The 14,545-nt window shown below is 31.8% G+C and carries 12 protein-coding genes; all 12 read left to right on the top strand.

The genetic code is table 11. The annotated features are described in order from the left end of the window. Positions 1–1,155 carry a glycosyltransferase gene (locus OLM61_RS04585; protein ID WP_264525297.1) on the top strand — a complete coding sequence of 385 codons (1,155 nt, stop codon included), beginning with the start codon at positions 1–3 and terminating at the stop codon, positions 1,153–1,155. Positions 1,156–1,234: 79 nt separating this feature from the next. Further along, positions 1,235–2,395 carry an acylneuraminate cytidylyltransferase gene (locus OLM61_RS04580; protein ID WP_264525296.1) on the top strand — a complete coding sequence of 387 codons (1,161 nt, stop codon included), beginning with the start codon at positions 1,235–1,237 and terminating at the stop codon, positions 2,393–2,395. After that, positions 2,388–3,266: an N-acetylneuraminate synthase family protein gene (locus OLM61_RS04575; protein ID WP_264525295.1), complete on the top strand. Its 879-nt coding sequence runs from the start codon at positions 2,388–2,390 to the stop codon at positions 3,264–3,266. The genes OLM61_RS04580 and OLM61_RS04575 overlap by 8 nt, the downstream gene beginning before the upstream one ends. Before the next feature lie 61 nt (positions 3,267–3,327). After that, entirely contained in the window at positions 3,328–4,725 is a 1,398-nt protein-coding gene (locus OLM61_RS04570; protein ID WP_264525294.1) for a UDP-glycosyltransferase, read from the top strand. 6 nt (positions 4,726–4,731) lie between these two features. Next, positions 4,732–6,165, top strand: coding sequence for an MBOAT family O-acyltransferase (locus OLM61_RS04565; protein ID WP_264525293.1), 1,434 nt, complete (start codon positions 4,732–4,734; stop codon positions 6,163–6,165). After that, positions 6,165–7,046 (top strand): hypothetical protein, encoded by an 882-nt coding sequence (locus tag OLM61_RS04560; protein WP_264525292.1) that lies wholly within the window; start codon positions 6,165–6,167, stop codon positions 7,044–7,046. The genes OLM61_RS04565 and OLM61_RS04560 overlap by 1 nt, the downstream gene beginning before the upstream one ends. Positions 7,047–7,080: 34 nt before the next feature. Continuing rightward, on the top strand, positions 7,081–8,403 hold the full coding sequence (locus OLM61_RS04555) for an alpha-1,2-fucosyltransferase (RefSeq protein WP_264525291.1): 1,323 nt from the start codon (positions 7,081–7,083) through the stop codon (positions 8,401–8,403). A gap of 3 nt (positions 8,404–8,406) precedes the next feature. Further along, positions 8,407–9,582 carry a glycosyltransferase family 4 protein gene (locus tag OLM61_RS04550; protein WP_264525290.1) on the top strand — a complete coding sequence of 392 codons (1,176 nt, stop codon included), beginning with the start codon at positions 8,407–8,409 and terminating at the stop codon, positions 9,580–9,582. Further along, the gene (locus tag OLM61_RS04545) at positions 9,579–11,114 is read left to right on the top strand and encodes a glycosyltransferase family 2 protein (RefSeq protein WP_264525289.1); all 1,536 of its coding nucleotides are present in this window, start codon (positions 9,579–9,581) and stop codon (positions 11,112–11,114) included. The genes OLM61_RS04550 and OLM61_RS04545 overlap by 4 nt, the downstream gene beginning before the upstream one ends. A gap of 6 nt (positions 11,115–11,120) precedes the next feature. Beyond that, positions 11,121–12,737 (top strand): hypothetical protein, encoded by a 1,617-nt coding sequence (locus OLM61_RS04540; RefSeq protein ID WP_264525288.1) that lies wholly within the window; start codon positions 11,121–11,123, stop codon positions 12,735–12,737. Further along, positions 12,737–13,819, top strand: a complete 1,083-nt coding sequence (locus tag OLM61_RS04535; protein WP_264525287.1) for a GNAT family N-acetyltransferase — start codon at positions 12,737–12,739, stop codon at positions 13,817–13,819. The genes OLM61_RS04540 and OLM61_RS04535 overlap by 1 nt, the downstream gene beginning before the upstream one ends. Then, entirely contained in the window at positions 13,803–14,543 is a 741-nt protein-coding gene (locus OLM61_RS04530) for a class I SAM-dependent methyltransferase (protein ID WP_264525286.1), read from the top strand. The genes OLM61_RS04535 and OLM61_RS04530 overlap by 17 nt, the downstream gene beginning before the upstream one ends. Positions 14,544–14,545: the final 2 nt, after the last annotated feature.

The following is a 14,545-nucleotide window of genomic DNA, read 5'->3' as shown; positions in this document are numbered from 1 at the left end:
ATGAAGATTCTAATGGTTGCAATGGCTTCACAGCATTTTTTCAGGTGGGTTGAACAGCTTGAAAATGCAGGGCATGAAGTCTATTGGTTTGATGTTTTGGACAGTAAAAAAAAGGTAGAAAGAATTAGTTGGGTAAATCAAATTGTGGAATGGAAACTGCGATGGAATTACCCGGGACGTGAATTTTTAAAAAGTAAATTTCGTAGTTTCTATAACTTTATACAACAATTTAATGAGTACAACACAGCGACCATTTTTGAGGAAAAGTTGCTGGAAATAAAGCCAGATTTAGTCCATAGCTTCGAAATGCAGCTTTCTTGTTTGCCAATTTTGGAAGTAATGGAAAAATATTCTACTATTCAATGGGTTTATTCCTCTTGGGGCAGTGATATGTTTTTTTCAGAACAGATTGGAATTTCAGACGTATTGATGTCCAAAACGTTAAAACGAACCAATTACTTAATAACAGATTGTTTTAGAGATTTTAAAATTGCCACAGAAAAAGGCTTCGGAAACAAATTTCTGGGAGTTTTTCCAGGTAATGGCGGATTTGAATTTAAAGAGGAACGAATTATTCCTCCGGCATCCCGAAAAACAATTTTGATAAAAGGGTATAACAATGAAATTGGTAAAGGAATTACTGTAGTTAAAGCCTTAAACAGTGAAATTTTGTTATTACTCAAAGAGTATCGTATTGTTGTATTTGGAGCAGATTTGGAAATTAAAGATTACATTCAAAATAATAGCCGATTTGCCAATAGTCAAATCACAGTTTATTTAAGATCGGAATTTATCGAAAATAACGAACTAATGAGAATAATGGGAGAGAGTTATATTTACATTGGTAATAGTTTGTCAGATGGATTGCCCAATTCTTTAATCGAAGCAATGGGTATGGGGGCTTTTCCAATTCAGTCTAATCCGGGCGATGCAACAGCTGAACTTATAAACGATGGACAGAACGGATTACTTATTCAAGATGCGTTAAATGCTAAGCATATTGAAGAGTTACTAAAAAAGGCAATTTTAAACCCTGCAATGATAGAAAATGCTTTTTCGTATAATATCAATGTCATAAAAGAAAGATACGATAGAGAAAGTAACAGATTAAAGATAATAGAATTATACAGTTCTGTTGAAAAAGTAAAAAATTAGATTTTAAACATCACACATAAAATAGTTTAAGAATACTAGAAATAATGGATTCTTTATAAATTGATTAATATAATCTGCTATGAAAAAAATAGGAATTATTCCACTTCGAAAAGGTTCTAAAGGAATTGTTGGAAAAAATAAAAAGAAAATGGTAGGGCGTCCTCTTTTTTCATGGGTTCTTACGGAAGCTATTTTTTCTGATTTAGATCAGATATATGTATTTACCGATGATGTAGAGATCATTGCCTTTATAGAAAAAGAATATACCTGGACCAATAAGGTAATTCCATTATTGCGCAACGAAGAAAATGCAAGTGATACTTCCTCAACAGAGAGTGCAATGTTAGAGTTTTCAGAGAAAATTAATCATGACTACAACATAATATGCCTGCTTCAGGCGACTTCCCCGCTAACATTAACTGCTGATATTAATACCGCACTTTCGCGAATAACAAATGAGTCTTTTGACTCCGCAATTAGTGTTGTAAAAACACATCGGTTTATTTGGAATAAACAAGGTGAACCAATGAACTATGATATTTTTAATAGACCAAGAAGGCAGGATTTCGAAGGTCTGTTAATAGAAAATGGTGCTGTTTATTGCAGTACTAAAGAAGCTTTTTTGGATAAGAAAAACAGAATAAGCGGTAAGATTGGATTGGTCGAGATGTCTGAGGATACTTTGATTGAAATAGACAGTCTTTCCGATTGGAATAGTATAGAGACGCTCTTAATAGGACGTCAGAAGGCACTGAAGCAAAATCAAAAAATAGAATATTTAGTTTTGGATGTCGATGGTGTTTTTACAGATGGTTCGGTTTATTATGACAAAGAGGGCGAAATGGCCAAAAAGTTTGATATGCGTGACGGAATGGGACTCGAAATTTTAAGACAAAATGGAGTTGAGGTTGTAGTATTAACCTCAGAGAATTCAAAGTTGGTAGAACAGAGAATGAAAAAACTTCAAATTAAAAATACTTTTTTAGGTGTTAAGGATAAATACTCCTTTTTAAAGCATTTTATTAAGGACAGAAATAGTAGTTTTGCGGCCGTTGCCTATGTAGGAGATGACGTAAATGATTTGACAAACATTTGTAGTTGCGGGTGGTCTTTTGCACCAGCAAACGCAGTAGATATTGTAAAAATGAATGCAGATATTGTATTGTCTCATCATTCCGGGAACGGCGCCATTCGTGAAGTATGCGATATTATTAAAAAGTACAATAATAGATATGAATAAATTTGAAAAGCCTTTTGTAATTGCCGAAATAGGCTGTAACCATAAAGGAGATATGGAAATTGCAAAAGAGTTGATAAAAATAGCAGCCATTTTTTGTAATGTTGACGCAGTTAAGTTTCAAAAACGTAATAACAAGGAATTATTGACGGAGGAGCAATACAACGCACCGCATCCAAATGCATCTAATTCTTATGGTGATACATATGGAGAACACCGTGAGTATTTAGAATTTGACGTCGATCAGCATGCCGAATTAAAGCAATATTGTGAAGAGATCGGGATACTGTATTCTACTTCTGTTTGGGATACCACTTCTGCTAAAGAGATTACGTCTCTAAATCCCGCTTTTATCAAAATTCCTTCAGCTTGCAATAATAATTTTGAGATGTTGGAGTGGTTGTGTGACAATTATTCGGGAGAAATTCATATATCAACCGGAATGACTACAAAAGAGGAGATAGATACTTTAGTAAATTATTTCGTCGAAAAAAACAGAAATAAAGACTTGGTCTTATACAATTGCACATCAGGATATCCTGTTCCTTTTGAAGATGTGTGTTTGCTGGATATCAGTTTTCTAAGTCAGAAGTATGGAGATATAGTTAAACATATTGGTTTTTCAGGACATCATTTAGGAATTGCGGTAGATATTGCAGCATATACATTAGGTGCGCCCGTTATTGAACGCCATTATACAATTGACAGAACCTGGAAAGGAACTGACCATGCAGCATCTTTAGAACCAATGGGACTTCGAAAATTGGCACGAGATTTAAAAGCAGTGCATAGTGCTATGACTTTTAAAAACACGGATATTTTGCCTATTGAACAGGTGCAGCGTGAAAAACTTAAAAATAAAAAGATCAATTAAGAAAAGACATTTTTGTAAAAAGATAAATCTTTTATAGATTTTAATGGTTTGATTTATTACAATGAAAAAAAAAATATTTATTTTTCTTCCGGATGGTGTAGGACTGCGAAATTTTGCGTTTACGCCTTTTAAAGAAATTGGAGAAAAAAAAGATTATCAAATCGTTTATTGGAATAACACGGTTTTTTCTCTGGAAGAAGAGTTGGGGTATGAGGAAGTTAAAATTGAAAATCATAAGACTCATCCTTTAACGCCCGTTCTTTCAAGAGTCCGAAAGCATATAGAGCTTAATGTCTCACAAAGAAAGTTCAACGATAAAGTATATGAGACCTACAAATTTCCTTTTAGTTATAACGGTTTAAAGAATACTTTAAAAACAGCTTATATTAAATTACTAATTGGTTGTAATTCATCTGAAAAAGGAATTTTAAGAATAAGAAAGCGTATCAATGCTCTCGAACGTTCGACTTCGAAATATCAATATTGTAAAGCACAACTAGAAGAGAATAAACCGGATTTAATTTTCTGTACGACTCAGCGAGCGACTCAATCGATTAGTGCATTATTAGCAGCAAAAGATCTAAAGATTCCTGTAGTTGCTTTTGTGTATTCATGGGATAATGTTCCTAAAGCAATGCAAGTAGTCGAAGCCGACTATTATTTTGTCTGGAGTGATTTAATGAAAGAAGAGATTCTGAAATATTATCCTTTTGTAACGTCATCTCAGGTCTTTGTAACGGGAACACCGCAATTTGAGCCTCATTATGATAAAAACTTGTTTAAAAACAGAGAAGTTTTTTTAAATGAAAACAACTTAGATAGCTCCAAAAGATACATTTGTTTTTCGGGAGATGATGAAACAACATCGCCTTTAGATCAATATTATCTGGAAGATCTTGCAAATGCTGTGCGAAGTTTAAATGCTAAAGGAGAAAATGTGGGTATTATTTACCGTAAATGCCCTGTAGACACCACAAATCGATACGACAGTATACTTGATTCTTATAGAGATGTTATATCCGTTTCGGATCCGTTATGGAAACCGATAGGTAAAAATTGGAATGAGATTTTTCCAACTAAAGAAGATCTGGCATCGTTGCACAACGTTTGTGCTCACTCAGAATTCGTAGCTAATGTATGTTCATCTACTGTATTTGATTTTGTAGCACATGACAAACCTTGTATCTATTTTAATTATGAGCAACCGCAGTTAAAAAAGGGGATAAGAGATATAGGTCAAAATTACAAATATGTCCATTTCAGAAGTATGCCTAGTCAGGAAGCAGTAATATTCTGTACAAATAAAACAGATTTAGAAAACCAGGTAAAACAGATTCTGGATCGAAAATTATCGAATGTTCCGGATGGTAAAAGATGGTATGAAATTGTAGCAGGGACGAATCCAACTATGTCATCACAAACAATCTGGGACAATATTGATTCTATATTAAAACAATAAAATTTTATGTTTTTTAATTCAATAGCTTTTGCTATTTTTTTACCAATCGTTTTTTTCTTGTATTGGTTTGTTTTTAATAAAAACAAAAGCACTCAAAATGCTTTATTAATTGTTGCCAGTTGCTATTTCTATTCCTGTTGGGACTGGAGATTTCTGTTTTTATTAGTTTTTTCAACTTTTCTGGATTACTACACTGGAATTCAGATTGAAAAAGGGAAATCTGAAAAAAGCCGTAAATTCTGGTTTTGGCTTAGTATTTTAGTCAATTTAGGATTTTTAGGAGTCTTCAAATACTACAACTTCTTTGCCTCTTCATTTGCAGAATTGTTAAATTCGGCAGGACTAAAGGCAAGTCCAATTTTATTGAACGTAATTCTTCCGGTCGGAATTTCATTTTATACCTTCCACGGATTATCATATGTTATCGATATTTATTACAAACGCATTAAAGCAGAATATAATTTTGTTGATTATTCTTTATTTGTAAGCTACTTTCCGCTTTTGGTTGCGGGCCCCATAGAAAGAGCTACCCATTTATTGCCCCAGGTAAAAGTAAAACGAGAGTTTGATTTTGAAAAAGCGAAGGAAGGGGTTTATCAAATTATTTGGGGACTGGTTAAAAAAGTAGTCATTGCAGATACTTGTGCTACTTATGCTAATGCTATCTTTGATCATTATCCTATAATGAATTCTTTCTCTTTAATAATGGGAGCTATTTATTTTGCTTTTCAAATATATGGAGATTTCTCAGGATACTCAGATATTGCACTGGGTGTTTCAAAATTGTTTGGATTAGATTTATTGCGAAATTTCAATTATCCTTATTTTTCAAGAGATATTGCAGAGTTTTGGCGTCGATGGCATATTTCGCTTTCATCGTGGTTTCGGGATTACCTGTATATTCCATTAGGAGGAAGTAAGGGCGGACTTTGGATGAAAGTTAGAAATACTTTTATCATTTTTGTTGTAAGCGGGTTTTGGCATGGTGCCAATTGGACTTATATCGCTTGGGGATTCATTAATGCCGTTTATTTTCTGCCTCTATTATTGTCGGATAAAAACAGAAACAATATGGATTCAATTGTGTTAAAATGGAATTTTGATTCTGCAAAAGTAATTTTAAGCATTTTGTATACATTTCTACTGACTTGTGTAGCCTGGGTATTCTTTAGATCTAAAACGATAACAGATGCAGTTCTGTATTTGAAAAGAATTTTTACAAACAGAGATTTTGGTTTTCAATACCTGGAAAATGACCGTTATAATTACGAGTTGTTGATATTTATAGTTCTATTTGCTTTAGTTGAATGGAATAATCGTAATAGAGTTGAACCGTTGTCAGGTAAAAGAAGTCTGCTTAGAGTGAGTTTCGCTATTTTCGCGATTTTGGCTTTTGGAGTTTTTTCAGACTATAAAGAATTTATATACTTTCAATTTTAATGAAGCAATTTTTAATTTTTATATCCAAAATTGTTCTGATAACAATTTTATTGGCAATTGTGTTAGATGGATTATATTCTGCAATGTTCATACAATGTAAAAACAGAAATAAAATAGATCAGGTTTATAATTCGGAAGGAAGAAAATACGATGTTGTAATTTTAGGTTCATCAAGAGCAAACAATCATTTTGTCACTTCGATGTTTGAAGATAAAGGCTTAAAAACCTTTAATTACGGAATGAGTGGTTCGCATTTATTTGAAGCTGCATTGATGCTAAAACTGATGGTAGAAAGGAAGTATGAAATCAAGAACATTATACTTGAAGCAGATTTAAGTCTTGCCAGTATTGATCAGTCCGAAGGAATTGCTGCTGCATTTTTGCCCTATATTCATAATTCCAAAGTAGTAAAAGAGCATTTTCAAACACAAAAAAACTTTAACGAACTATATTATATTCCATTTTACAGATACATAAAATTTGAAACTAAAATAGGATTTAGAGAAATGTTCTTTAATATTATTCATAAAAGGACCAGTAGTTTAGACAATGGAGGGTATTATGAGTTAGTAGGTGTTGAAAACGGGAACATGAAAAATAATATTGTTAATCTGAACCCTTTGCCGCACAATAAATACTATGAAGAAATTAAAAGGATATGCAAAAAAAATAATATCAATCTAATAACTGTGATGACTCCTATGTGTGAAAATGTTGTTGGAATGAATTATTTCGAGAAGGTAAAAAAGGCATATCCTGAAATTTATAACTATGAAAACGTAGTTAAAGAGAATAAATATTTTTCTTCTTGTGGACACATGAATGGTACTGGATCTAAAATGTTTACCGCTACAATACTAAAAGATTTTTTTAATAAATAAATGTAAGGAATCTAGCAGTACATATTTTTACAAAATGATTACATACAGCAAACTGGGTAAGAAAGGAAATTTAGGGAATCAGCTTTTTCAAATTGCATCTACTATAGGATTGGCGGTTGAAAACAGACAAGATTTTCTTTTTCCAGACTGGAAATATCAGTCCTATTTTAAGAACAAATTACCATTGCTGGAAACAGATCTGCTCAGTTTTATCGAGGTTGAAGAAAAAGAATACAATTATTATAAAAGGGAATTAGGGAGAGAGAACTATGATATTTTAGGTTGGCTTCAGACAGAAAAGTACTTTGACAAAGAATTAGCGAAGCATTATTTTGAGTTTTCAGAAGTTTTAACAGACCGGCTAAAGAAAAAATATCAGGAGGCTTTTGCCAAACCTACAATCCTAATTTCAATCCGAAGAGGGGACTTTGTAGATCATCCGGATTACCTTCAATTACCTATACATTATTATCTAAATAGTTTAGCCCGTTTTTTTCCTGATTGGCAAGCCCGCAATTTGATTGTTTTAAGTGATGATATCAACTACTGCAAATTCCATTTTTCATTTCTAGAAAATGCTTTTTTTGGAGATCAGCTAAATGAAGCCGAACAATTATGTTTAGGATCACTATGCGACGATTTCATAATTAGTAATTCTACCTTTTCATGGTGGTCAGCATGGTTAGGACAAAAGAAAAACTCAAAAATAGTAAGGCCCCATAAAAATTTCGATGGATTAAAAAGTTTAGAACTAGATGATAAAGATTATTATCCGGAGAACTGGATAAATTACAATCATATTGGTGATAAACCTAAACTGGAAAATTTAGCTTTTTACATCGAAACAAAAAAGAATAGAGAAACGATTAAAAACTACATTAGTGATTATTTTGATGTGAATATTGTTTTTGAAAAAAAGGAAATAGATACACAAGAGGATATCTATTTTTTGAAGAAAGATTATTTTTTACCTCCTTTTTTATTGTATGCAAGCTGGCTAGAGCTTAAAAAATCAGGAAGTAAAAACGTTATTAATAGCGTTGTTAAAACGTTCAAAGTTTCAAAAGCATTTAATTACAATGAGTTTTTAGTTCAAAAAGATTTTGGCCTGTTTTCGAAAATCTTCTCATTTCCAAAAACAGTAACAACAAGCAAACATAATTATGATAGCTATTTGCAGCGAAACAAATATAAACTGCAAGAATCAGATGATGTTTTTTCAGCTGACATTGTATTGTGTTTTTTTGCTGGGAAATTCTTAGACATAGGCGGATACAGCTATAGTCTTAAAAAATATGTAAGACGAAAAAAAATACAACTAAAAAAGAGAATCAAAAAAATGCTTTCGATAAAATAAATTATGGCAGATAAATTACATATAGCATACATAGTGTCGCATTATCCGCATAAGGCATTTGGTCATGATGGAGGCTTAGGTACAAGTGTTTATAACCTAGTGGAGAAACTTAATGTTTTGGGAATTAAAGTTTCGGTTTTTATATACGGTCAAAAAGAAGAGTTTATTCTTGAAGAAGAAAATGTAACGATTTATAGTTTAACTGATAGTAGAATACGTTTTTTGAAATTTTATTTTAACAGAAAAAAAATCGAAAAAGTCATAAACGAAACCATTACTAAAAGAGAGATTGATATTATTGAAGCGCCGGATTGGACCGGAATAACAGCGCTTATGAATTTTAAAATTCCATTAGTAATTAGATTTCATGGCAGTGATGCTTATTTCTGTCATTTAGAAGAAAGAAAGCAGAAACTAAAAAATTACTGGTCAGAAAAATTAGCACTAAAAAGAGCAAAAGGATTTATAGCACCAACAACTTTTGCCGGAGCGCTTTCGAAGAAAATATTTAACTTAAAGAATAAAGAAATAAAAACAATTCATTACGGATTAAAACTGCAAAACTTTACAAACGATTCCCCGGCGATTTACGAAAAAGGGTTGATTTTGTATGTTGGAACCTTAATTCGTAAAAAGGGAGTTTTAGAACTGCCTGCTATTTTTAACAAAGTGCGAAAAGATTTCCCCGACGCAAAACTAGTTTTAATTGGTAGTGACTCCGGAGATATCAAAACAAACTCAATCTCTACCTGGCAATTGATGCAAAATCAGTTTAAAAAGGAGGATTTGAATAATGTAGAATATCTGGGTAAAATTCCATATAATGAAGTGCAGAACTACATAAAGAAAGCGAATGTTTGTGTATTTCCAACCTTTGCCGAAACATTAGGAATGGTTACGATAGAATCTATGGCAATGAAAAAAGGAGTAGTTAATAGTAATATTGGCTGGGCGCAAGAACTTATAGTTGACGGAGAAAGCGGTTATCTGGTACATCCTGCAGATCATGATTTATTTGCCAATAGAATTACAGCATTGCTTAAAGAAGAATCGCTTTGCTTAAAGATAGGAGAACAAGCCAGAGAAAGAGTAGAAGCTAAATTTGATATTAATAAAATAGTACTAGAGAATATTGAATTTTATAAAAAAATAATAAACCAAAATTTAAAGCCGCAATGATAATTATTTATCATAAAAAAAATAAGGTCGTTGAGGTAGAGTTCGAAAAGAAAATAGTGCATTTTTCGCAAGTCAATATTGCAAAAACACTATTTGAAATGGCTGCCCTGCATCCCAAAAGTTTAATAACTTGGTGTCATATTGATTTTAAATCAAATTTAAATATTTCAAAATTTCAGGATGTTTTCCATCATTCTAAAATAATGGCGTCTTACAATCCATTTTCAAAATCGTTCTTGTCAGATTCTATAGGTTATGTCGAGGAGTCGCCATTTGTAAAAATTAATAAAAAAGTTAATTATCCAACCTGGCAGACAAGCAGCATTGTTGGCGGTCTTAATGCCTCTGTTTTATTAGCACTGAGCGGGAAAATTAAAACTACTTATAATTTCGATTATTTTTTGCATTCTTTGGCAAAATTGACCATGGAAAAAGGCCTTTTTTGCTATTCAGAGCCAGCATTATTGATTGATACCACTGTAGAATTAAAAGAGCAGGAAACGCAGCTTTACACGTTATTTCGATTTGTAAAACAACATTATAGAACCCGTTGGGTATTTCTGCTGTTTTTGAATATGTTGCTGTTTAAAAGAAAACTAAGCATTCTTCCATTGCTGTATTGTCTTATTTATCGAAGACGAAAATTGGAAGATGATTTATTAGAGCATATTGAGGTTTATTCATCAAAGCATATATCCAGTACAGAAACTATTGATGTAATAATTCCAACTATTGGACGAAAACAATATTTGTACGATGTTTTAAAAGATTTATCAGTACAGACCCATTTGCCTAAAAACGTTATAATTGTAGAACAGAATACAAATGTAGAAAGTGTATCAGAACTTGATTATCTTCAAACTGAAAGTTGGCCATTTGAAATTAAACATACATTTACACACCAGGCAGGAGCTTGTAATGCAAGAAATCTGGCATTAGCACAAGTCAAGAGCGAATGGGTTTTTTTGAATGATGATGATAACAGGTTTGCTCCTGATTTGATAGAAAAAACTTTAAAGAAATGTAAAAAATTTGGCGTAACAGTTGTAAATAACAGTTACTTAAAGAAAAACGAAACAAAAGAACTTGATGTCGTAAATCAGTCCTCAATATTTGGGTCAGGGAATAGTTTTATGACTAGTGTATTGCTTAAAAAAGTTTCTTTTAGAATGGGGTTTGAATTTGGTTATGGAGAGGATACTGATTTTGGAATGCAATTGCGCAATATAGGAGCAGACGTTGTATATTTTCCTAGTCCTGAAATTTTACATTTAAGTGCCCCGATGGGAGGATTTCGAACAAAACCTGTTTTAGCCTGGAAAGATGATCTAGTTCAGCCTAAACCTTCGCCTACAATCATGTTGTATAAGCAATTACACTTAACAGAAGAGCAAATAAGCGGATATAAAGTAATCTTGTTTTTCAAATTTTATAAGGCCCAGTCAATTAAAAATCCATTACATTATTATAGAAACTTCCAAAAGCAGTGGAAACAAAGCTTGTATTGGGCAAATGAATTAATTAGTAAATAAAAAGACTTGATAGAATCTATAACTATTATAAAACCTTTGCAAAGTCAGACACTTGTGTTTGATAGTCAATCACGCAAAGTGAGTATTGATCTCGCTCAGGTTAATCTTTCAGACTGTAATTCATTCGATATAAAAATTGTTTTTTCAAAACCGGTAACACAGTTTCGCAGCCACGATTATACATGGCAAAAATTAAAAACTAATTTTATCGCAAATGAGTTTAGTCCCAAAATTGTAAAATTTCAGAATGATAAAGTTGTTCAGGCAAACATAACGAGTGGAATTTGGGAAATTGATCATCATGATCCAACAGTTTTACTATGGAGATTCAATCCCGAATCAGCATCTCCTATTACAAATTATTTGGGGAGTCAAAATAGAAAGACTATAATAGCGGCCAAACAAAAGTTTAATTTTGTTGAAATCCCTGCTTTATTATTTCCTCAAAACGAAGCTATTGAATTAAGCCGATCCAGAGAACCCTTTATTGCGATTGCTTGTTTTACAGATCACTGTGATTTTGACACTGCTGAAAATTTAGTCCTTCAAAGGCATTTTTTCAAAGAACACAATATAAAAGTAACAAAAAGTTTTTTTTTAAATCATTTCTCAAAGCGGGAAGAAAATGCATCTTTTCAAAATCAGAAAGAGGAACTTTTAAAATGGTATGAGGAAGGGCACGAGTTGTGTTACCATTCACTTTCACAATCTATCAAACCAAACGTTGAAAGTTTTGAGGATTTTGAACAATTTGTTCCACCATTAGAGGATTTGAAAGTCTGGATCGATCACGGATTTCAGCCCTACAATTTTTCGCTTTTTGAAAATAATAATATTCCTGAAGAAAACTTTAGTAGTCTTTTAAAAGGTAAAAAGATTAATGTTCTTTGGAATTATATTGACACGGGTACTACTACAAATGGCGTAATAAATCAATTAAATACAAAGCATTTTACGCTGTCAAGTTTTTTAAAAGGCAATAAGGATAGCCGCTTAATTAAGAAAATACAGTTGATGATTAAAAACATTTTTTTCCATTATTATAATGATGAAAAGATGATTTTAAGATACAAAGATGCGGCAGCAAACTTCAAAAAAGTATTTTTTCAAAAACGATTAAAGTCATTTTTTCCGTTAGTTAAAGACTTTTTTAAGTTAAGTGTTTCTGTCTTGAAGGTTTTTATGTCATGGAAAACCAATAAGGGGAAGGCATATAAATTAGCACAATATTCCCCAATCTTATTTAAACATAACATTGCGGAGGAAGAGTTTTATATTTTCCAGACATTAGAAATGTTGGATTTTAGAAAATCATTATCAGAAGAAAATATACAGTTATTAATAAGTGAAAAAGGTGTTTTTATAGCACATACCTATTTTTCGGTTCCTATGGAATACCATGCAGGGAAATTATTTTCGTCTCCAGTACAAATAGACAAGAAAGTGGATGAAAGATTTAAAAGTCTTTCCGATAAAATTAAAAATAATAAAATCTGGAATCCAACACTTACACAGTTAATTGAGTATTGGCAGGGTTTTGAAAAAGTTGTTTTAGATGTTGATGCTGAAGGTGTTATTTTTATGAAGAGTAAATCTGATCTAACTTTTAGAAAATTTACCTAATGAAAATCCTTTTTACTAAAGAAAAATATTGGCTTGACAAATGGGATGAATTTGTTATCGCAAATAGTAACGGAAGTCATTTAGTGCTTTCAGATTGGCTTAAGTCTTATCAATCATATGGTTTTGATTTTGAGGTAGGATTATATATTGAAAATGAAGAAATAATTGGAGGCTACGGTGCAGTAATTCCGAAATTATCGTTCTTTAAATTTTATATTATTCCTTATGTACCATTACTTCTAAATGAGAATAACTTAGTTTTGCCCCAAATCATAGAAGCAGCAATTAATAGGTCTAATTTTCTTAAAACAAGTTGTTTGCAAATAGGGTCTCCTTCTCTTTTAAAATTTGAGAAAGATATATATTATAGTAAATATTTGAAAAAGCACAATTTTAAAAAAGGGAATCGTTTTAAATATGTATTTTCTTTCACAGGATTAAATTGGTTAGATTTAAGTAAATACAATACAATTGATGATCTGATATTAGATTTTAAGTCATCGGTGCGGCGAGATGTCAGAAGTGCAGAAAGAAAGGGAGTCCTAATTAGTTATGCTGTGGCTTATAATGAAATAGAACGAGCATATGAAATATGTTTAGAGAATGCACAAAAGGCAAATTACGGACTTAGAGATTGGAATGATATTAAAGAAACAATAGTAGATTTAATTGAAAAAGGGATTGCTAAATTTATTGTAGGAACTAAAGACAATGAAGTAAAAGGAGCGATTTTTATAATAAAAGCGGGAGGTTATTATACCTATATTTTGGGAGGTACTAAAAAAGAGAAACCAGATCTGCTTGTTGGACATTTATTACAATGGGAAGCAATAAAGTTATCTTTTTTGGAAAAGAATAAAGGATATAATCTGTCATTAGGAGGCTCTAAGGGGGTACAAGATTTTAAAAATGGTTTTAATACAAAACAGATTTTAGCTGAAGATTCAGCTTATTATTTAATTAATAATAGTTTGTTATTTTCGATCTATGTTTTTTTTGAAAAATATATGAAACCACATAAAAGAGCAATGGCAAAAATTTTAGCATCAATTAAAAGGTTAAAAAATGAAAGTAGAAAATAAATCTTTTTGGGAAAGAGAAGATATTATCGCTACACAAGAGGTAATGACATCAATTTCAGATTTTGAGCATTTTATGTTCGAAAGTAGTTTAAAGCGTTATGATAAGATAGGGAAAATAGATCGTATAAAAGTTTTTGGCTGCGGAACCGGAAGAGAACTTAGTGGCATTGCAAAGTTTTATAAACCAAATCAAATTGTTGCCTCTGATATTTCGGATAATATGATTGAGAAATGCAACCAAAATTTAAAAGTTTGGGGTATTGATACAATTACCAGTACTATTGTTGGTGACGCAAAGGATTTTAATAAAGTTGCGAATGAGTTTGAGTTGGTAACCATATTAAACAGTATGTTAACCTATGTGCCTGTTCGTAAAGACCGTCTGACAATTTTTAAAAATGCCCGTCAAATTTTGGCTGAGGATGGTGTTCTATTGGGTACAGTTCATAACCAAATTGGAGCTTTGAGGAAAACGATGTATTTTAAATTACGAGGACTTTTTTCTCTTTTTTTAGGAGAAAAAGTAGGAAACAGAAACACCGGGTTTAAAGGTTTTAAAGTTTCAGGATATTATTATACGAAAAAAGGATTAATTACAGATCTAAAAGAATCAGGATTTAGGGATATAGAAGTTTATTCAATAGAGGAATTTCATGCTATGAAAGGACAGTTGTACAATAGAAAAAAAGGATACAACAATTTAATATTTATAGCTTCTAAATAGAA

Source organism: Flavobacterium sp. N502536 (genome assembly GCF_025947345.1).
GTDB lineage: Bacteria > Bacteroidota > Bacteroidia > Flavobacteriales > Flavobacteriaceae > Flavobacterium.
Note: the sequence above shows the minus strand (reverse complement) of the source record. Positions and strands in the feature narration are given on the sequence as shown.

Coding starts and splice junctions, on each gene's coding strand:
- OLM61_RS04555 (WP_264525291.1), top strand. CDS start 7,081: ATGATTACATACAGCAAACTGGGTAAGAAAGGAAATTTAGGGAATCAG.
- OLM61_RS04570 (WP_264525294.1), top strand. CDS start 3,328: ATGAAAAAAAAAATATTTATTTTTCTTCCGGATGGTGTAGGACTGCGA.
- OLM61_RS04580 (WP_264525296.1), top strand. CDS start 1,235: ATGAAAAAAATAGGAATTATTCCACTTCGAAAAGGTTCTAAAGGAATT.
- OLM61_RS04560 (WP_264525292.1), top strand. CDS start 6,165: ATGAAGCAATTTTTAATTTTTATATCCAAAATTGTTCTGATAACAATT.
- OLM61_RS04550 (WP_264525290.1), top strand. CDS start 8,407: ATGGCAGATAAATTACATATAGCATACATAGTGTCGCATTATCCGCAT.
- OLM61_RS04530 (WP_264525286.1), top strand. CDS start 13,803: ATGAAAGTAGAAAATAAATCTTTTTGGGAAAGAGAAGATATTATCGCT.
- OLM61_RS04545 (WP_264525289.1), top strand. CDS start 9,579: ATGATAATTATTTATCATAAAAAAAATAAGGTCGTTGAGGTAGAGTTC.
- OLM61_RS04535 (WP_264525287.1), top strand. CDS start 12,737: ATGAAAATCCTTTTTACTAAAGAAAAATATTGGCTTGACAAATGGGAT.
- OLM61_RS04585 (WP_264525297.1), top strand. CDS start 1: ATGAAGATTCTAATGGTTGCAATGGCTTCACAGCATTTTTTCAGGTGG.
- OLM61_RS04565 (WP_264525293.1), top strand. CDS start 4,732: ATGTTTTTTAATTCAATAGCTTTTGCTATTTTTTTACCAATCGTTTTT.
- OLM61_RS04575 (WP_264525295.1), top strand. CDS start 2,388: ATGAATAAATTTGAAAAGCCTTTTGTAATTGCCGAAATAGGCTGTAAC.